This is a genomic window from Paracoccus sp. P2, from assembly GCF_046335115.1.
Classification (GTDB): domain Bacteria; phylum Pseudomonadota; class Alphaproteobacteria; order Rhodobacterales; family Rhodobacteraceae; genus Paracoccus; species Paracoccus pantotrophus.
Window position 1 is genome coordinate 164,747 of sequence record NZ_JBGOSN010000002.1, and the last position, 19,292, is coordinate 184,038.

The 19,292-nt window shown below is 67.0% G+C and carries 18 protein-coding genes; 9 read left to right on the top strand and 9 right to left on the bottom strand.

The window, feature by feature from the left end:
• Window positions 1-54: 54 nt before the first annotated feature.
• The 3 genes from ACDP63_RS01965 to ACDP63_RS01975 are packed head-to-tail and all read right to left on the bottom strand — an operon-like array spanning window position 55 to window position 3,377.
• Window positions 55-1,767, bottom strand: coding sequence for a class I adenylate-forming enzyme family protein (locus tag ACDP63_RS01965; protein WP_409927652.1), 1,713 nt, complete (start codon window positions 1,765-1,767; stop codon window positions 55-57).
• A 9-nt stretch (window positions 1,768-1,776) separates the two neighbouring features.
• Window positions 1,777-2,604: a ThuA domain-containing protein gene (locus tag ACDP63_RS01970; RefSeq protein ID WP_147429408.1), complete on the bottom strand. Its 828-nt coding sequence runs from the start codon at window positions 2,602-2,604 to the stop codon at window positions 1,777-1,779.
• A gap of 11 nt (window positions 2,605-2,615) precedes the next feature.
• Window positions 2,616-3,377, bottom strand: coding sequence for an SDR family NAD(P)-dependent oxidoreductase (locus ACDP63_RS01975; RefSeq protein ID WP_024844845.1), 762 nt, complete (start codon window positions 3,375-3,377; stop codon window positions 2,616-2,618).
• A gap of 179 nt (window positions 3,378-3,556) precedes the next feature.
• Here ACDP63_RS01975 and lpdA point away from each other — a divergent pair, with 179 nt between their 5' ends.
• Window positions 3,557-4,996 carry a dihydrolipoyl dehydrogenase gene (lpdA, locus tag ACDP63_RS01980; RefSeq protein ID WP_409927653.1) on the top strand — a complete coding sequence of 480 codons (1,440 nt, stop codon included), beginning with the start codon at window positions 3,557-3,559 and terminating at the stop codon, window positions 4,994-4,996.
• Between the two features lie 45 nt (window positions 4,997-5,041).
• On the opposite strand, the gene ACDP63_RS01985 is transcribed toward lpdA, so the two are convergent.
• The 6 genes from ACDP63_RS01985 to ACDP63_RS02010 all read right to left on the bottom strand — a co-directional run bounded on the left by ACDP63_RS01985 (window position 5,042) and on the right by ACDP63_RS02010 (window position 11,805).
• The gene (locus ACDP63_RS01985) at window positions 5,042-6,766 is read right to left on the bottom strand and encodes an FAD-dependent oxidoreductase (protein WP_409927654.1); all 1,725 of its coding nucleotides are present in this window, start codon (window positions 6,764-6,766) and stop codon (window positions 5,042-5,044) included.
• 75 nt (window positions 6,767-6,841) lie between these two features.
• Window positions 6,842-8,026, bottom strand: a complete 1,185-nt coding sequence (locus ACDP63_RS01990) for an AMP-binding protein (protein WP_409927655.1) — start codon at window positions 8,024-8,026, stop codon at window positions 6,842-6,844.
• A gap of 19 nt (window positions 8,027-8,045) precedes the next feature.
• Window positions 8,046-8,936, bottom strand: coding sequence for an SDR family oxidoreductase (locus tag ACDP63_RS01995; RefSeq protein WP_024844841.1), 891 nt, complete (start codon window positions 8,934-8,936; stop codon window positions 8,046-8,048).
• A complete protein-coding gene (locus ACDP63_RS02000; protein WP_409927656.1) occupies window positions 8,933-9,733 on the bottom strand; it encodes an enoyl-CoA hydratase/isomerase family protein in 801 nt (266 codons plus the stop codon). The genes ACDP63_RS01995 and ACDP63_RS02000 overlap by 4 nt, the downstream gene beginning before the upstream one ends.
• Window positions 9,734-9,736: 3 nt before the next feature.
• Entirely contained in the window at window positions 9,737-10,990 is a 1,254-nt protein-coding gene (locus tag ACDP63_RS02005; RefSeq protein ID WP_123130438.1) for an aromatic ring-hydroxylating oxygenase subunit alpha, read from the bottom strand.
• Window positions 10,991-11,130: 140 nt separating this feature from the next.
• Window positions 11,131-11,805, bottom strand: coding sequence for a GntR family transcriptional regulator (locus tag ACDP63_RS02010; RefSeq protein ID WP_024844838.1), 675 nt, complete (start codon window positions 11,803-11,805; stop codon window positions 11,131-11,133).
• A 281-nt stretch (window positions 11,806-12,086) separates the two neighbouring features.
• Between ACDP63_RS02010 and ACDP63_RS02015 the strand changes: the two genes are divergently transcribed.
• The 8 genes from ACDP63_RS02015 to ACDP63_RS02050 all read left to right on the top strand — a co-directional run bounded on the left by ACDP63_RS02015 (window position 12,087) and on the right by ACDP63_RS02050 (window position 19,291).
• On the top strand, window positions 12,087-12,644 hold the full coding sequence (locus ACDP63_RS02015; protein WP_024844837.1) for a VOC family protein: 558 nt from the start codon (window positions 12,087-12,089) through the stop codon (window positions 12,642-12,644).
• A 24-nt stretch (window positions 12,645-12,668) separates the two neighbouring features.
• The gene (locus ACDP63_RS02020) at window positions 12,669-12,986 is read left to right on the top strand and encodes a 2Fe-2S iron-sulfur cluster-binding protein (RefSeq protein WP_024844836.1); all 318 of its coding nucleotides are present in this window, start codon (window positions 12,669-12,671) and stop codon (window positions 12,984-12,986) included.
• Between the two features lie 52 nt (window positions 12,987-13,038).
• A complete protein-coding gene (locus tag ACDP63_RS02025; protein WP_024844835.1) occupies window positions 13,039-14,694 on the top strand; it encodes a class I adenylate-forming enzyme family protein in 1,656 nt (551 codons plus the stop codon).
• 170 nt (window positions 14,695-14,864) lie between these two features.
• Window positions 14,865-15,992 (top strand): ABC transporter substrate-binding protein, encoded by a 1,128-nt coding sequence (locus tag ACDP63_RS02030; protein WP_409927657.1) that lies wholly within the window; start codon window positions 14,865-14,867, stop codon window positions 15,990-15,992.
• Window positions 15,993-16,059: 67 nt separating this feature from the next.
• Window positions 16,060-16,950 carry a branched-chain amino acid ABC transporter permease gene (locus ACDP63_RS02035; RefSeq protein ID WP_409927658.1) on the top strand — a complete coding sequence of 297 codons (891 nt, stop codon included), beginning with the start codon at window positions 16,060-16,062 and terminating at the stop codon, window positions 16,948-16,950.
• Window positions 16,947-17,846: a branched-chain amino acid ABC transporter permease gene (locus ACDP63_RS02040; RefSeq protein ID WP_024844832.1), complete on the top strand. Its 900-nt coding sequence runs from the start codon at window positions 16,947-16,949 to the stop codon at window positions 17,844-17,846. The genes ACDP63_RS02035 and ACDP63_RS02040 overlap by 4 nt, the downstream gene beginning before the upstream one ends.
• Window positions 17,827-18,597, top strand: coding sequence for an ABC transporter ATP-binding protein (locus ACDP63_RS02045; protein ID WP_024844831.1), 771 nt, complete (start codon window positions 17,827-17,829; stop codon window positions 18,595-18,597). Before ACDP63_RS02040 ends, ACDP63_RS02045 begins: the two co-directional genes overlap by 20 nt.
• Window positions 18,587-19,291, top strand: a complete 705-nt coding sequence (locus ACDP63_RS02050) for an ABC transporter ATP-binding protein (protein WP_036747717.1) — start codon at window positions 18,587-18,589, stop codon at window positions 19,289-19,291. Before ACDP63_RS02045 ends, ACDP63_RS02050 begins: the two co-directional genes overlap by 11 nt.
• Window position 19,292: the final 1 nt, after the last annotated feature.

The window sequence follows — 19,292 nt, forward strand, 5'->3', positions numbered from 1 at the left end:
AGGCCCCGGTCCAGCGGATCGGGGCCTTTTTTAATGCACGGGAACAGGGCGGCATCAGCCGGCGGCGCAGACCGCCCGGCGCTTGGCCATCATCTGCTTGATGTCGAAATATTCCTCGGCCGCGAATTCGCGCGACAGCCGGAACTTCTGGATCTTGGTGGTGGACATCGGCCATTCGGTGACGAAGCGCACATAGCGCGGCACCTTGTAGCTGGCGATGCGGCCCAGGCAGTAATCCACCACCTCCGCCGCCGTCAGCCGCGCGCCCGGCCGCAGCTCGACATAGGCCGCCGCCACCTCGAACAGATGGCCGTCGGGCACGGCGATGACCTGCGCCAGCTCGATGTCCGGGTGGGTGCAGAGATAGCTTTCGATCTCCAGCGCCGCGACATTCTCGCCGCCGATCTTCAGCATGTCCTTGAGCCGGCCGTCATAGGTGACGATCCCCCCGGCATCGACATAGCCAAGATCGCCGGTGCAAAGCCAGCCGTCCGCGCGCAGCACCTGCGCCGTCGCCGCCTCGTCCTTGAGATAGCCGCTGAACCGGCAAAAGCCGCGCAGCCGCAATTCGCCGCGGGTGTCGGGCGGCAGGCGCCGGTCGGTCTCGGGGTCGAAGGCGGCGATCTCGAGCCCGTCGAAGGCCTTGCCGGAATGGGTGAAGGGATCGTCCGCCGGATCCCAGGGATCGGACCAGACCGGAACGCCGCTGCCCTCGGTCAGCCCGTAGGCATTGACGAAACGCACCCCCGGCAGGCTTTCGCTGTAGCGCCGCAGCAGGTCCGCCGGCCCCACGCAATGCAGCAGCCGGACCGAGGACAGGTCGGCCTCGGCAAAACCCGGATCGTTCAGGATGCCGCCGACGATGGTCGGGAAGGACACATAGGCGAATGTCGCCCGCTCGTCCTGCATCTGGCGCAGCGCCTCCTGCGGCTTGAAATGGCCGGTACAGATCTGCATCGCACCCGCGGCCCGGCAGGCCGCCATCGGCAGCATCGAGGACATGTGGAAGAACGGCATCGGGTTGTAGACCACGTCCTCGGGGCCCAGCCGGAAGCGCCGGGCAAAGGACATGCCGATCTGCGACAGGTTGCGGTGGCTGAGGATGCAGGCCTTGGGATGCGCCGTCGTGCCCGAGGAATAGATGATCAGCGCATCGCTTTGCGACGGGATCTCGTCGCGCAGCCGCCGGGCCTGGTCCAGATGCGTGGGCGTCGCGGCCGCCAGGAAGGCGGCCTCGTCGGGCCAGACCGTCTCGTCGGGGTCGCCAAAGTTGAACAGGCGGCGCAGATGCGGCGCGGCGGCCAGCGACAGCGGCGCCTTGCCGTCCCAGCCCTGCAATTCGGGATAGATCCGCACCAGCATGGCGCGGAAATCCATGAAGGACTTGGCCTGGCCGCCGATGAACAGGAAACCGGCCTCGGCATGGTCCAGCGCATAGACCAGGTCCGCCTCCTTGAAGCGGGCGTTCAGCGTGATGGCGCAAGCCCCGATCATGCCCGCCGCGTAAAGCAGCTTGACATATTCCACCGAGTTCGGACCCAGGATGCCGATGCGCGTGCCCGGCCCCGCCCCCTGCGCCAGAAGCGCCGCGGCATAGCGTTCGGCCTCGGCCAGCATCTGCGCATAGCTCAGCCGCTCGCCGTCCAGCAGCAGCAGCGGCCGGTCGGGCCAGCGGCTTGCGGATTGCGCCAGCACCCGCGCATTGGTGTGCTGCCCCGCGGCCTCGACTTCGGCCGGGGGCGCCAGGGTGGTTTCGCTTTGCGACATGGTCTTTCCTTAAACTTGGGCCGGCGCGCCCGCCGCCCATTCGCGCGCGGCAGGGCTCAGCAGCCAGTCGAGGGCGTTTCTCAGCAGCTTGCGGAATGCCGGATGGGCGAAGGTCGCACCGTCGTTGCCGCATTGCAGCGTGACCGTGGGCGACCGGCCGGAAACCTTGGCCCAGCCGATCAGGTCGGTGCCCCGCGGCGGCGTCCAGCCGTCCGAAGTCCACATCCGCGCCGCAAGCGCATTCCTGGCAGAGTGGAACCGCGCCGGGTCGAAATCGGCCCGGGCGCGCAAAAGCGGCACCACCTCTTCCAGCATCTCGAAAAGGTAAAGCTCGTCGGTCAGTTCGAAACCATCCTCGAGCCCCCGGGTCACGGGATGCGCGCCCACCGGCTCGGCCCGGTAGGTGACGGGGAACAGGTAGCCGGAATCGGGATATGCCCGGCCCTTGTAGCACCCCGGCTGATAAAAGAACCGCGCGCCGATGGCCTCGGCATATTCGTCCCAAAGCGGCCAGCCCGCGATGGCATGGTGCAGAAACAGCAAGGGCTTGCCGCTGGTCAGCAGGGCGCGGAACCCGGCCTTGAAGCCCTCGTCCGGCTCGATCAGGTCGGGCGGGTTCGGGGTGCGGAACTGGATGCCCGGCACGTCGTAGAACAGGATCAGGTCATGGTCCTGCCCGCCGCCGCAGGCGATCAGCTGCGCGGCGGCGGGCTGTTCCACATGCGTCCAGCTGATGCCGTTGAGCGAATCGAAAAGCGCGCAAAAGGCCGTGCGATCATAGGGATGCCCCTTGGTCACGACCAAAAGCCTCACCTTGGCATCGTAACGGATCAGCATGGGCGGGGCCGTCAGAACTGGACGCGCTTGGTGAAGCCGCCGTCCACGACCAGGTTGACGCCATTGATCCAGCTTGCCGCGTCCGAGGCCAGAAAGGCGATGGCGCGGGCCACCTCATCGGCCTCGCCCATGCGGCCGTCGGGCTGCTGCGCCAGGATCGAACGGAAGAACGCCTCGTCCTGCTGGCGCACCTGGTCCCAGGAGCCGCCCTCGATCATGATCGGGCCGGGCGAGACCGTGTTCACCCGCAGCCCGCGCTTGGCATGGGCCTGCGACAGCTGCTTGCCATAGGTGATCAGCGCGGCCTTGAGCGCGTTATAGGCCATCGGGCCGATGAAGGTCTCGACCGCGGCCGTGGTCGAGATGAAGACGACATTGCCCGAGCCCTGCGCCTTGAAGGTCGGGAACAGCGCATCAAAGCCGCGCACGCAGCCCATCAGGTCGATCTCGAAGGCCTTGTACCAGCTTTTCTCGCCATCCATGCCGCCGCCGGCCGAAACGCCGGGCACGAAGATGTCGACGCCGCCCAGTTCCTCGGCGGCCTGTTGCAGCCAGGTCTTGTAGCCCTCGGCATCCTTGACGTTGGCGGTTCCCCCGATGATCCGCGTGCCGTAGGGCTTCAGTGCCTCGACGGTGGCATCGACCTCGTCCTGCTTGCGGGCGCAAAAGGCGACATCGGCGCCTTCCTGAGCCAGGATTTCCACCAGGCTGCGGCAGATGCCACGGGTCGCTCCCGTCACGATGGCGCGCTTGCCCTTCAGTCCCAGATCCATGCTTTCCTCCTTGGTTTCGCGCGCGCCACGGGCATACGCGCCAATGGGGCAGGCCGGCGCGATTCCGGCCGGTCGCCGCAGATGAAGCCAAAACTGCACCGGATCGGGCGGAATTGCAATATACAATTATGGCATTCTTTGTATAACAAATCCCAGAATCGCCTGAAACAGAGGAAGCCATGCAGGATTATGATGTCATCGTCGTGGGTGCCGGGCCGGGCGGCTATGTCGCGGCGATCCGCGCAGCGCAGCTGGGCCTGAAAACCGCCATCGTGGAGCGCGAGCATCTGGGCGGCATCTGCTCGAACTGGGGCTGCATCCCGACCAAGGCGCTGCTGAAATCGGCCGAGGCGCTGGAAACCGCCCGCCGCGCCGCCGATTACGGCGTCCGGGTCACGGGCGAGGTCGCGGCCGATCTGGCGGCGATGGTCGAACGCTCGCGCGGGGTCGCGGGCCGCATGGCCGGTGGCGTCGCCATGCTGATGCGCAAGAACCGCATCGACGTGATCTGGGGCAAGGCGCGGCTGGACGGTCCGGGCGCCGTGACGGTCGAGGCGGCCGCGCCCCATCCCCGCAACGCCGGAGCCCAGCCGCCCAAGGGCGCGCTGGGGGCCGGCCGCTATGCCGCGCGGCATGTCATCCTGGCCACCGGGGCGCGCCCGCGCGTCCTGCCGGGGCTGGAGCCCGACGGCCGGCGCGTCTGGACCTATTTCGAGGCTCTGGCCGCGACCGACCTGCCCGGCCATCTGCTGGTGGTCGGCTCGGGCGCCATCGGCATCGAGTTCGCGTCTTTCTTCGCCGCGCTTGGCGCGCCGGTGACGGTGGTCGAGGCGGCGCCGCGCATCCTGCCGGCCGAAGATGCCGAGATCGCGGATTTCGCCCGCCAGCAATTCGCCCGGCGCGGCATCGCCTTTCATACCGGCTGCACGGTGACGCAGCTTGACCGGGGCCCGGCCGGCGTAACCGCCACGCTGCGGGGCGGCAAGGGCGAGACGCGCAGCATCGAGGCCAGCCATGTCCTGGTCGCCGCGGGCGTCGAGCCCAACAGCGAGGATCTGGGTCTGGCCGAGGCCGGCGTGGCGCTGGAGCGCGGCTTCGTGCGCACCGACGCCCTGGGCCGCAGCAATGTTGCGGGCATCCATGCCATCGGCGATCTGGCCGGCGGGCCGATGCTGGCGCACAAGGCCGAGCATGAGGCGGTGATCTGCGTCGCGGCCATCGCCGGCCAGAACCCCCATGCGCTGAACCGCGACCGCATTCCCGGCTGCACCTATTGCGATCCGCAGATCGCCTCGGTCGGGTTGACCGAGGAACGGGCGCGGGCCGAGGGGCGCGACGTCGCGATCGGCAAGTTCCCGTTCCTCGCCAATGGCAAGGCCATTGCGCTTGGCGCCGACCAAGGGCTGGTCAAGGTCATCCACGACCGCAGGACCGGCGAGCTTCTGGGCGCGCATATGGTCGGGGCCGAAGTGACCGAGATGATCCAGGGCTTCGTCCTGGCCATGGAGCTGGAAGGCACGGATCGCGAACTGGCCGAGGCGGTCTTTCCGCACCCGACCCTTTCCGAGACGATGAAAGAGGCGGTTCTCGCCGCCATGGGCCGGGCGATCAACATCTGACGGCCGACAGCCGGGGCCCGGATCGTCCCGGCCCCGGCGGTTTCGTCAGGCGCCGCCGGGCACCTCGCGCCCTGCCTGCCGGGTGATGTCGCGCGCGGCGATCCAGCCGAAGGTGACGGCCGGGCCGATGGTCGCACCCGCTCCGGGATAAGAGCCGCCGAACACGTTCGACTGGTCGTTGCCCGCCGCGTAAAGCCCGGCGATGGGCCGGCCGCCCCGCCCGATCACCCGCGAATGTTCGTCGGTCTTCAGGCCCTTGTAGGTGCCGATCTCGCCCGGATAGATGCGCACCGCGTAATAGGGGCCCTTGTCCAGCGGCCCCAGCGCCGGGTTGGGGCCGTGGTTCTCGTCGCCCTGATAACGGTCATAGGCGGATTCGCCCCGGTGGAACTCGGGGTCGCGCCCCTCGGCGGCATGGCGCGAGAAATCGCGGATCGTGTGGGCCAGCGCCTCGGGGTCGATGCCCAGCTTGCGCGCCAGCGCCTCGGGCGTGGCGGCGCGCGTCAGGTAGCCGTTGCGCAGGTAACGCCCCTTGGGAATCGGGAAGGGCCGGACGAAGCCCATGCCCCAGCGGCGGATCGCCCGGTCGTCGCCGATCAGGAAGGCGCGGTCGGCGCCGCGGCTTTCGAAGGCGTCCAGCATGGCGGGCACCAGGTCGTGATAGGGCGCGCTTTCATTGGCAAAGCGCCGGCCGTCCGGCAGCACCATGATGAAGCCCGGCTTGTTGCGGTCGGTCAGGTGCGGCCAGACGCCGTTCTGGTCCACCGCCCCCGGCAGGCGCGAGGTCGGCAGCCAAGCGGCGGGCTGCAGCAGCTCGGCATTGAACTGCGCGCCGACCTCCTCGGCCATGCGGATGCCGTCGCCGACATTGGTGACGGGCGCGGGCGTCACCGGCTCCATGGTCCGGGCATGGCCGGGATATTGCCGGGCGCGGCGGTCCTTGTCGCGCGGAAAGCCCCCCGCCCCCAGCACGACGGCATGGCGCGCCAGCACCCGCACCGGCTTGCCGTCGCGCAGGATCTCGGCGCCGACGACGCGGTCGCCCTCGCGGATCAGCCGCTCTGCCGGGGCGTTCAGCCAGAACGGCACGCCCAGGTCATGCGCCGTCCGCGCCAGCCGCGCGATCAGCGCCCGGCCGCGCACGATGCGCTGCGACGATCCCTTGAGCGCCAGGTCCATGAAATGCCGCGCCATGCGGCGGATCACATAGGCCATCGCCTTGGGCGAGCGGCCCGCCGCCAGGAACTGCTTCATCTCCAGCGTCGAGCCGATGGCCAGCCCCAGGAACAGCGTCTGCGGCAGCTCGCCCTTGAGCGTCTTCATCAGCTCGCCCATCTTGGCCGCGTCGTAATCCATCGTCCCGACCGAGCGGATGCGCGAGCCGCCCTGGGCCTCGGGGTGATAGTCGGGAAACTCCATCGGATAGAATTTCACCTCGGTATGGTCTTCCAGATACTCGACCATGCGCGGGGCATGTTCCAGATAGGCCTCGATCCGGGCCTCGTCATAGCAATTGCCGGTTTCGTGGCGCAGATAGGTCCGCACCAGGTCGCCGTCGTCCTCGACCCCCAGCCGGGCGCCCAGCGCCTTGGCATGGCGGCTGCCCGGCACCCACAGCACGCCGCCCGAGGTCGCGGTGGTGCCGCCGAACTGCCCGGCCTTTTCGGTGACAAGCACCTTGAGCCCGGCCTTGGCGCAGGTCACGGCCGAGGTCAGCGCCCCCGCCCCCGAGCCGATGACCAGAACGTCGCAGGTTTCTGTCTGGGTCATCCTTGCCTCCTTCATGGATTGTCCGCCCGCTGCACGCGCCTCGCGCAGCGGCCAAGGGAAAGAAAACCGGCGGGTTCAGATCTGCGCGAAGGCGTCGCGGCAGACGATCACGCGGCCCTCGGAATCGAGATAGCCCATGTCCCCGGTCTTGAAGAAACCGCTGCGGTCCAGCACCTTGCGGCTGGCGCGCAGGTCGTCGTGATAGCGCAGCATCAGCGGCGCGCCGCGAATCCAGATCTCGCCGATCTCGTAAAGCAGCATGTCCATCGAGGTGCGGGGATCGACGATCATCACCTCGACGCCGCGCAGCGGCCGGCCGGCGGTGGCATGCGCGGTATGCGGCGGGTCGCGCGGGTCCGAGCAGATGGCGATACCCGCCAGCTCGGCGCGGACATAGCTGTTGAAGATGTGGCTGTGCGGCAGGGCGCGCTGCCAGCCGCGAACCAGCCTCGCATCGCCGCTAAGCAGGACCATGCCCGGCTGCATCTCGGGCGCGGGCGGGCTTTCGGCGAGGGGCGGCGGCAGATCGGCCAGGATCAGATGGCTTGCCGGCGCCGAAAAGGCCGGCAGGTCGCACAGCGCCGCCCCCGAAAGCAGCGCCGCCAGTTCAGCCGTCAGCCGGGCGGCATGGTTCAGCGGCAGAGGCACCGCCAGCCGCGACCCCGGCCCCATCCCATAGCGCGCGGCCAGGCCCCGCGCGGCGCAAAGCAGCGCCCGGTGGCTCAGCACCACGCCGCGCGCGGTGTCCTGCCGGCCCTCGCCGTAAAGCACGACGGCGGGATGGTCGGGCAGAACCCGCCCGGCGCGTTCGGTCAATTGCCCAAGGTCGGGCGCATCGCCCTGGGCCAGCAGCTCCTCGCAGCCCAGATGGCGCACCGCCGCAAGGTTCGTGCCGCAGCCCGCGCCCTGCGGGCGATGCACCAGCAGGCGCAGGCCCGAGCCCTGGAGCGCCATGGTCAGCCGGGCTTGCGGCAGGCTGGGCTCCAGCGGCACCACCACGCCGCCCAGCCACCAGATCGCCGCGCAAAGCGCCGTCCGCTCGGCCGAGGGCGGCATCGAGACGCCGACCCGCTGGCCGCGGCGAAGCTCGGTCGCAAGCAGACCGGCAGCAAGGCGCAGGATGCGGTCGCGCATCGCCGCATGGCTGGTCTCGGCCCCTGCCGCGACATGCGCGGGCAGGTCGCCCCAGGATGCACCCGCCAGGGCACCGCCGATCGCCGGCTCGCCCAGCCGAAAGCCCGTGCCTATCGCCCTGTCCACGCCCATGCCCCGCCTGCCGTCATACCACGTTGAAATGCTCGGGCACGCCGGCGGGCCAGACAGTGCCCCACATCTGCATGCCGCCGTCGATGGTCAGCACCTCGCCGGTGATGAAATTGCCTGCATCCGAGGACAGGTAGGCCACGCCCTCGGCAATGTCCCAGCCGTTGCCCATGCGCCGCTGCGGGTTGACGTTGCGAAAGCGCGCGGTGGCATGTTCTGGATATTTCGACAGCCCTTCCGAGGCGATGGCGCCCGGCGCGATGCAGTTCACCCGGATGTTCAGCGGTGCCCATTCCGTCGCCACCGTCCGGCTGAGATAGATCACCCCCGCCCGCGCCGCGCAGGTATGCGCGGCCTGCGGCATGCCGCGCCCGACATGGGCCACGATCGAGATGACGTTGCCGGCCTCGTCCCGGTCGCGCCAGCGTTGGGCGGCGCCCTGCATCATCCACCACGTCCCGTTCAGGTTCAGGTCGATGACCGAGTTCCAGCCCTTGCGCGAAAACTCGATGGCGTCCTGCGGGAACTGGCCGCCGGCATTGTTCACCAGCGTATCGAGCCCGCCCCATTCGCCGAAGACCCGGTCCAGCAGCGCATCGACCTGCTCGGGATCGCGAATCGACATCGAAAAGTAATCGACATGCCGGCCGGTCAGGCGCTTGACCGCCTCTTGCGCATCGGCCAGCACCTCTTCGCGCCGGCCGGCGATCATGACCCTGGCGCCCAGCCGCGCCAGCAGGAAGGTCATCGCCCGGCCCATGCCGGTGCCGCCGCCGGTGATCAGGAAGCGCTTGCCCGCGAAAAGATCGGGGGCATAGATCGTCGGGCGGCTTGCCAGTACCTCATCGGTCAGGAACCATTGAAATCCGTGCGGGCCTGCCGCCGAGGGCTGTGCCATTTCGTTCATATCCGTGTCCCATTGGCGAAATTTGCGTCCCGGCCCTGGTTGAAGGCCGCGATCCCCTCGCGGCTGTCGGCCGAGTTCATCAGCGCGGGGCCGTGCCGGTGACCCCAGTCGATCGCGGCTTGCAGCTTCTCGTCCCGCGCCACCTCGTAAAGCTGCTTGGCAAGGCGCAGGCAGTGCCAGGAATTGGCCAACACCTCCTCGGCCAGGGCGACGGCCTCGTCCAGCACCCGCTCGCCCGGCACGACGCGATTGACCAGCCCCAGCGCGGCGAATGCCTGCGCCGGATAATGGGCACCCGAAAAGATCACCTCGAAAGCCTTCTGCCGCGGCAGGATCTGCGCCAGCCGCTGCACGCCGCCGGCAAAGGCGACCATGCCGCGGCGGATCTCGGGCAGGCCGAAGACCGCGTGATCGGCGGCGACCACCAGGTCGCAGGCCAGCGCCGCCTCGCATCCGCCGGCGACGGCCGCGCCGTTGACGGCCGCGATCAGCGGCTTGGGGCAGCGCCGCTCGGTCACGCCCAGGAAGCCCGCGCCCGGAACCAGCCCGGTGCCCGAGCCGACCTGACCGGCCTCCTTCAGGTCCATGCCGGCGCAGAAGGCGCGCTCGCCGGTGCCGGTCAGCACGATGGCGCCGACGCTGTCATCGGCCTCGGCATGGCACAAAGCCTCGTGGACGCCGTAAGAGGTGGCGCGATCAGCCGCGTTGCGCAATTCGGGCCGGTCGATGCGGATGATCGCCACCGCGCCGCGCCGATCATAGCGAACGGTCGGAGGAAGGACGGGCAGGTCCGGCATGGCTCAGGCCTGCTCGGTTTCCGCAGCCGCCTCGGCCGGTTTCCAGTTCTCGTCCCAATAGGGCTGCAACAGCGGCTTGACGCGCAGCGCCTCGGGCACGCGATCGGCTCCGATGCGGCGATCGAGTTCCTCGTGCCAGTGATAGATCCGGCGTTCCTGATAGTTCAGCGGGAAATCCCGCAGCCCGCTGGACATGGCGGCGATCTGGATCTTGTCGGCGAATTGCAGGTCTTCTTCCAGGATCGCGGCGAAGTTGCGGATGCGCATGTCCCAGACCTCGGGACGCGGCCCCTCGCCCCAATGCGGCGCGAACCAGTAGACGTCGATCGACATGGTGTCGATGGTTTCCGGCCAGAAGGCCAGGACCGGGATCCCCCAGGGCGAAACCGGCGTGACCAGGTTGGGATAGGCCATCAGCGACAGGTTGGTGTCGCCGAACCAGGGATCGACGCCCTCGATCTCGGGCAGGCCGCGCACGCCGGGGTCTTTCCAGCCCTCGCGCTTGAAGGGCGTGACCATGCGGGAATGGCCGTGTTCGTAAAGCGTGATGGCCGAGCCGCGGTGGTCCAGGAACCGGTCCACGGTGTTCTGGTGGATCGACTTCAGGTGATAGACCTCGAGGAAGGCGTCGATCAGGATCTTGACGTTGCATTTCACCTGGATCGTCGACTTGTCGATCAGCGCCAGCGTGTCGGGCTTCATCTCGTCCAGCGCCTGCGCCACCGGGCCAAGATAGTCCCGAAGCGGCATCGCGTCGGCATCGAGGTTCACGAAATACAGGTTGCCGATATTCTCGCAGCGCACCTCGACCAGCGAGCGACAGCTGAGATCCAGCCCGACGAAATCCCGCCGGTCGCGCAGGTTGATCAGCTCGCCGCGCGTGTTGTAGGTCCAGCCGTGATACTTGCAGGACACGCCGCGCGACTTGCCCGAAGGTTCGGTGACGACCGGCGCGCCGCGATGGCGGCAGGTATTGTAAAAGCAGCGGACCTTCTGGTCCTCGCCGCGGATGAAGAACAGCGGCTCGCCCAGGCGCGACCACTGGATATAGGAGCCGACCTCGGGCAATTCGTCGGCATGGACGGCATAGAGCCAGGTCTTGCGCCAAAGATGCTCCATCTCCAGCGCGAAGAAGGCGGGATCGGTATAGCGCAGGCCCGGCAGGTCGGGAAATTGCGGGAAGCCTTCGGGCGGCCCCCCGCGCGCGCTTTCGTAAGCCTGCTGATCCAGGATACGCTGCTTTTCTTGCGGATTCATCGCCATTCCTCCCCAGAAGACGCTGATGCGATCAGGCCACGGGCGGAACAGCATCCGACCCGGCCGATTAATTTGTATTTTTATAGATCATTACTGCATACGCAAGAACAAAATTTGTGGATTGGAAATCGGCAGGAAGATCAGCTGGCCCGGACGCGCTCCTCGTTCATGGCGATGTAATCGGCCAGGATATCGCCCTGGACCTTGGTATGCTTGCGGAATTGTTCGGCCGCCCGCTCGACGTCCTGGGCCAGGATCGCCTCCAGAATCGCGCGGTGATCCTCCAGATTCGACTGCGACTGGCCCGGATAACCCAGCTGGAAGCGGCGATAGGGCACCAGCTTGCTGCCGAGCTTGTTGGTCATGTCGATCAGTTCCTTGTTATGCGTGCCGTCGATCACCAGCAGGTGGAACTTGCGGCTGAGCGCATAATAGCTGTCCTGGTCGCCGGCGGCGAAGGCGCGTTCGGACTGTTCATGCACCTCCTTCAGCGCCGCGCGCTCTTCCGGGGTCATCCGCCGGGCCGAGTATTTGGCGCAGATCGATTCCAGTTCGGACATCACCTCGAACTGCCGGATCAGGTCGGTGACATCGGTCATGGTGACGACCGCACCCTGGCGCGGACGCTTTTCCACGATGCCGGACTCGATCAGTTGCAGGATCGCCTCACGCACGGGGGTACGCGAGACCTCGAAGCGGCGCGCAAGCTCCTCCTCGTCCAGCGAGCTTCCCGGCGCGATGGCGCCCGAGAAGATGTCCTGTTCGAGCGCGAGTCGAACCTTCTCCGAATGCGTCATTCCGGCAGATCGTGCCATTTTTCTTCTCCTTCTCTGCCCATGAGCTTGACCCGGTCGAAACAGGCTTCCCATATACGCCAGGTGGCAGCAGATTGTATGCTTACACTTCAGCACCAGCGTATTCCAAGCCCGAGTCGCTCTGCAATACTGTTGCCGCATGGCAGGTACCGGCATCGGCTGGAAGCAGCCCTGTTTTGCACTCCGTCGGCCCGCGGCGAGGAAAATCTCGTGCCGGTGATAATTGTATATTGAAATGCGGAGAAAAATACACAACACTGTCGCCACGGAGGGGACGATCAATGCCGGACAGCTTCGATCCCGTGGGAAACAAGACCCGCTCGCGCCTGGGCGCCATCGTCCAGATGGGCTATGTCGTGCCCGATCTGGAGCGCGCGCTGGTGCATTGGACGCAGACGCTGGGCGTTGGCCCGTTCTTTGTCACCCCGCGAATCGACTATGCCGCGCTGCATTATCGCGGCCGGTCGATCCAGGTCGAGAACGCGGTGGCGCTGGCTTCCTGGGGCGGCATGCAGATCGAGATCATCCAGCAGACCGGCGGCGACGATTCGATGTTCACCGATTTCATCGCACGGCGGGGCGGCGGCCTGCATCACCTCTGCCTGCTTTCCGGGGATCTGGACGCCGATCTTGCCGCCTGGCAGGCCAGGGGCGTCGGGGTGCTGATGGGCGGGCGCACCGCGGCCGGCATTCCCTTTGCCTATCTGGACAGCGACCCGCTGGACCAGGGCCGGGTGATCGAGATCGTGCAGCCCACGGCCGGGCTGAAGAAATTCTTCGCGCGGCTGGAATCGCTGGCGGCCGATTGGGACGGCTCCCGGCCCATCCGCTATCTCTAGCCGATCGACAGACAAGGACGCCAGATGCCACGAATCACAGCCACGGACCGCGACGGAAGCGTGAAGGAGTTCGACGCAGCACCCGGAACCAGCCTGATGGAGGCCCTGCGCGATGGGGCAGGCCTCGACATCGCTGCGATCTGCGGCGGTTCCTGTTCTTGCGCGACCTGCCACATCTATGTCGCGCCCGACTGGCTCGACCGCCTGCCGGAGCAGCAGCCCGACGAACGGGAACTGCTGGAATTCATGGAAACCTATCGCGAAACATCGCGGCTGAGCTGCCAGATCCCCGTGACCGACGACCTTGCCGGGCTCGAGGTGACGCTGGCGCCCGAGGAATAGCCGCCGTCATCGCAGCAATAAGGGGCCCGGCACCAACGGGCCGGGGGGAAAGATGTCAGCAACGCTCAATTACACGGCCACCACCACGGTCGGCGATCTTCTGGTCCGGGCAACGGCACGGACGCCGGACAAGGACGCGATCCGGTTTCCCGATCAGAACCGCAGCTTTCGCCAGTTGCACCAGGCCGCCATGCTGCGGGCCCGCGAACTTTACGGCCTGGGCGTGCGGCCTGGCGACCATGTCGGGATCTTCCTGCCCAGCTGCATCGAATACCTGGAATACTACTTCGGGCTGGCCTATCTGGGCGCGGTCTCGGTGCCGATGAATGCCCGCTATCGCGAACACGAGCTGCGCTACCAGACCGTCAACGCGGATCTGGTGCATATCGTCTCGACCACACAGGTGGCCGAGGGGCTGGATTTCCGGGCGCGGCTGCACCAGGCCTTCCCGGCCCTGCGCGACGCGCCGGCAGACCAGCCGGTCAGCCTGCCCGAGGCCCCGCGCCTGCGCGGCATCACCTTGCTGACCGACGAGCCCTCGGCCGGATGCCTGCGCCAATCCGTGTCGCAGGGTTTCGCCGCCGAGGTCGAAGACGCGCTGATCGACCGGCTGCGCCGGGCCGTCACGCTGCGGCAGACGGCGCTGATGCTGTATACTTCGGGGACGACCTCGAATCCGAAAGGCTGCATGATCAGCCACGAGGCACTGGTCCGCACCGGCATGGGCCTGGCCGAGCGTTACGGGATGACCGACCAGGACGCCTTCTGGTCGCCGCTGCCCATGTTCCATGTCGGCGCGCTTTTCCCGCTATGCGCGGCCTATCATGCCGGCGCCACCTATATCGGCATGCAGCATTTCGACGCCGGCGCGGCGCTGCGGCTGGTGCGCGAGACGCGGCCGACCATCGGCTATCCCAGCTTTGCCCTGTTCCTGTCGGACATGGTCTATCACCCGGATTTCCGCGCCGAGGACATGGCATCGCTGCGGCTCATCAATTGCTCGATGGCGCTGAGCCCGGAGCCGTTCCGCGAGCTGATGCGCAAGAGCTTTCCCAACGCGGTCTTCGTCGGCACCTATGGCATGACCGAAACCGCCGGCACCGTCACCACCAGCGACCCCGCCGACAGCGAGGCCGAGCGCCTCAACCGGCTCGGCCGCCCCTTCGACGGGCTGTCCGTGCGCATCGCGCGCGAGGACGGTGCCGAGGCCGCACCGGGCGAGATCGGCGAGATCTGCGTCAAGGGCTTCTCGATCTTCACCGAATATTACGGCGATCCCGAAAAGACCGCCGAGGCCAAGCGCGACGGCTGGTTCCATACCGGCGACCTGGGCTCGATCGACGCGGCCGGCACGCTGATGTTCCACGGCCGGGCCAAGGACATGCTGAAGGTGGGCGGTGAAAACGTCGCCGCGCTGGAGATCGAGATGGTCGTGGCCCAGCATCCCGCGGTCAAGACCTGCCAGGTCGTCGGCAAGCCCGACGCGCGGCTGCAAGAGGTGCCGGTGGCCTTCGTGGAACTGGTGCCGGGGCAAAGCGTGGACCCGGCCGCGCTGATCGCCTATTGCAAGACGCGCATCGCCAGCTTCAAGGTGCCGCGCGACGTCCATTTCATCGCGGAATGGCCGATGTCCGCCAGCAAGATCCAGAAGTTCAAGCTGCGCGACATGGTGCAAGAGATGGCGGCGGATCGCTGCGCCGCCCAATAATCCATCACAAGTATTTTTACTTCGATCTACAATATTTTTATATCCATCTATGATATACATAGTATTGTGGAGGAAGCCGAGAATCCGTCACGGATCGCGAAGGAACGCGATCCGATACCGGGCGACCGTCAGGTCAACCCGCCGTTCACATTCCTGGGGAGGAAACCGTCGTGAAACTGTCCAATCTGTTCGCCACCTGCGCCGCAATGGCGTTGCTGCCCGCCATGGCCGCCCAATCCGACGAATATCACGTGGTGGTCCTGCAAGCCCTGACCGGTCCCGCCGCCTTCATCGGCACCGCCGTCGCCGACGGCATGCGCCTGGCCGAGCAGCAGATCAACGAGCAGGGCCTGCTGGGCGAGGGCAACACGCTCAAGGTCACCTATGCCGATGACGCGACCGACCGCACGCAGACCATGTCGCTGATCGCGCGCTATGCCAACGATCCCTCGATCCTGGGCATTCTGGGTCCGACCAGCGGCGCGGTCGCCATCGCCGGCGCGTCCTCGGGCAACCAATACAAGGTGCCGGTCGTCACCACGACGAACACGCCCGAGGTGCTGGACCAGGGGCCCTGGTCGTTCATCCTGACCCAGCCGCCGGAAATCACCATCCCCTATCTGGTGGATTACGCGGCCGATGTGAAAGGCGTGAAGGAATGCGCCGTCATCGGCATCCGCGACATCGAGGCCTATGTCGCGCTGCAAAAGCAGTTCGAGAAGCTGATGGCGGACAAGGGCGTCAGGATCACCACCGTCGAGCAGGTCGGCGGCACCGATTCCGACTTCTCGTCGGTCGCGACCAAGATCGCCACCTCGCAGCAGGATTGCGTCTTCGTCTCGGCCTCGGCCTCGCAGGGGGCGAACATCATCGTCCAGCTGCGCCAGGCCGGGCTGGACCCGGCGACGCCGGTCTTCGGCCACAATGCCTTCGCCTCGCCCGAGTTCTTGAACCGCGGCGGCGCGGGCGTCGAGGGGGTCACCTTCATCGCCGACTGGGTGCCGGGCGGCTATGACGATTTCACCAGAGCCTTCGCCACCGAGTTCAGCGAGAAATTCGGCCACGAGGCCGACAACTGGAACGCCGTCGGCTATGGCGGAATGCTGGTGATGGCCAACGCGCTGAAATCCATGCCCGAACCCACGCGCGAGGCGTTGCGCGACCAGCTGGGCAAGACCAGCGAGGTCCGCGTGGCCGCCGGCCAGGGCAGCTATACGCTGGACGAGAAACGCTTTCCGCATGTCGGCATGAACGTGCTGACCGTGCAGGACGGCGCCTTCGTCCAGGCTCCGCGCTGAACGCCCGCGCGCCATGGGCCGGGGCGCCGGGCGCCCTGGCCGCAACCCTTTTGGACGGACCACCGGGATGCTACTGCAACAGATACTCAATGGAACGGTGTCCGGCGCGATCTATGCCCTGTTCGCGCTTGGCTTCACGCTGATCTTCGGCGTGCAGAAACTGCTGAACCTCGCCCATGGCGCGATCTTCATGGCCGGCGCCTTCATCGCCTATTACGCGACCGCGCAGGGGCTGCCCTTCTGGTTCGCGCTGCTGCTGGTGACCGTCGCGACCGGGGCGATCTCGGTCGTGGTGGATTTCGTGGCCTTCCGGCAATTGCGCAAGGCGGGCCATGCCGAATTCGCCGCCATCGTCACCTCGATCGGGGTGGACCTGATCCTGATGAACATCGCCCAGCAGGTCTCGAACACCAAGGTGCTGAGCTTTCCCTTCGGCACCTTCCCGGTCAAGTTCTTCAGCTTCTGGGGGATGCGCATCTCGCTGTTGCAGCTGACCATCCTGGGGCTGGTTCTGGTCCTGGTGCTGGCCCTGGCCTATTACATCAACCGCACCAGCTTCGGCCGCCAGGTGCGCGCGGTGTCCAGCAACGAGCATGCCTCGGCGCTGCTGGGCATCTCGGCCAGCGCGGTCTATCGCCAGACCTTCTTCATCGCCGGGGCGCTGGCGGGGCTGGCCGGGGTGCTGATCGGGCTGTCCTTCAACTCGATCCACTTCATGATGGGCGAGCCCTTCCTGCTGCAAGCCTTCGTCGTGGTGGTGATCGGCGGGCTCGGCTCGCTTCAGGGCGCGGTGGTCGCGGCCATCCTGATCGGGATCATCCAGTCGCTGACCATCGCCTATCTGTCCAGCGAACTGTCCACCGCGATCATCTTCGCGCTGCTGTTCGTCACGCTGCTGTTCTTTCCGAACGGCCTGTTCGGACGCGCCGGCAACTATGCAGGAGGAAGCCGCAGATGATGTCCTTTTACTATTCCTATCAGCCGCTCATCGACTTCTTCCTGATCGCGGTCGGGCTGGGCTACAGCCAGCAGCTGGCGCTGCGCGCGGGCGTGTTCTCGATCGCCACCGCGGGTTTCTCGGCGCTTGGCGCCTATGCCACGGCGATCCTGGTGACGCGATACGGCGTCCCGGTGCCGGCGGCCATCCTGGTCTCGGCCGTGGTGGGCATGGCGGTCAGCTATGTGCTGTCGGTGCCGCTGGCGCGGTTGCGCGGCGCCTTCCAGGCCATCGCCACGCTGGCCTTCGTGCAGGTGGTGATCGCGCTGCTCTTGTATTTCGAAAGCTTCACCGGCGGCGCCATCGGCATCTCGGGCATCCCGCGGGTGATGAATACCGGCTGGCTGCTGCTGGCGGTGCTGGTCACGATCTACGTGATCTGGTCGATCAACCGCACCTCGGTCGGCCGGGTGTTCAACGCGCTGCGCCAGGACGATTCCGTCGCCGCCTCGCTTGGCGTGCCGATCAAGTCCTATTACGCGCTGGCCTTCGTGTTGTCGGGGCTGATCGGCGCGGTCTTCGGGGCGCTGCGTTCGCTTTACGTCTTCAACATCGAGCCGGTGGATTTCGGCTTTCACGCCATGGTGGCCAGCCTGACCGTGGTGGTGCTGGGCGGGCGCAACACGCTCCTGGGCCCCATCGCCGGGGCGCTGATCATGGCGATCCTGCCCGAACTGGCGCGCCCGCTGGCCGAGAACCGCGGCATCCTGAACGGGGTGATCCTGATTCTGGTCATCACCTTCCTGCCGAACGGCGTGGGCGATGAGCTGGTCTACTGGCTGCGCCGCCGCCTGCGCCGCGCGCCCAAAACCATGTCCAAGCGGAAGGAGGGGGCCGATGTCGTCGCTGCGGATTGAGAACGCCTGCAAGTATTTCGGCGGGCTGAAGGCCGTCGACGGCATCAACATGACCGTCCCCGCCGGCCGGATCACCGGGCTGATCGGCCCGAACGGCGCCGGCAAAAGCACCGTCGTCAACATGATCTCGGGCGTCTACAGCCTGACCAGGGGCGAGGTCTACCTGGACGACCAGCAGCTTACCCGGCTGCATGTGGACGAGGTCGCCCGCCGCGGCATCGCCCGCACCTTCCAGAACATCCGCCTGCTGCCCGAGGAAAGCGTCCTCGACAATGTCGTCATCGGCTATTTCCGCAAGCAGCAGAGCGGCGTCATGGCCAGCCTGATGGGCCTGCCCGTCGCCCTGGCCGAGACCCGCCGCCTGCGCGAGCAGGCCTGGGAGCTGCTGGACCGCTTCGGCATCCAGAAATATGCCGATTACGAGGCGGGCAGCCTGCCCTATGGCCACCAGCGCCGGGTCGAGATGGCCCGCTCGATCGCCGCGGCGCCGCGCATCGTCATGCTGGACGAACCGGTGGCCGGCATGAACGAGGTCGAATCCGCCGAAATGGCCGAGATCTTCGAGGATCTGGCCCGCTCGGGCATGGGGCTGTTGCTGATCGAGCATAACGTGGCCTTCGTCTCGCGCCTGTGCAGCCAGGTCTATGTGCTGGATTCCGGCCGCATGATCGCCGAGGGGCCGCCCGAAACCGTCACCCGCGATCCAAAGGTCATCGAGGCCTATATCGGAGGCAAGGCCGATGCTGCTTGAAGTCAGGAATCTGAGCGTCTCCTACAAGGGCATCCAGGCGCTGCGCGATGTCAGCCTGCATGTGAACCGCGGCGAGATGGTGGCGCTGGTCGGCTCGAACGGGGCGGGGAAATCGACGCTTCTGAACGCGCTGAGCCGGACCGTGGTGCCGCAAGCGGGGCAGGTCGTCTTCGACGGCAAGGATCTGGGCCGCATGGCCGCCTTCCAGGTCTCGCGCCAGGGCCTGCTGCATGTCCCCGAGGGGCGGCAGGTGCTGGCCGACATGTCGGTCTGGGAAAACCTGCAACTGGGCATGCTGGCCCTGGGCCAGCGGCCGGCGCGATACAGTCTGGACCAGGTCTACGCGCTCTTCCCGATCCTGGAGGAGCGTGCCGATCAGATCGCCGGCACGCTGTCGGGCGGCCAGCAGCAGATGCTGGCCATCGGCCGGGCGCTGATGGGGGCGCCCGAGATCCTGCTTCTGGACGAGCCGTCGCTGGGCCTGTCGCCATTGATGAGCGACCAGGTCTTTGACGCGCTGACGCGGCTCAACCGCGAGGGGCTGACCATCCTGCTGGTCGAGCAGAACGCCTATCGCGCGCTGGAATGCACGCAGAGGGCCTATGTGCTGGATCGCGGCCGGATCGTGATGGAGGGCGCATCGGAGATGCTGATGCGCGACCAGCGGGTGATCGAAAGCTATCTGGGCGCCTGAG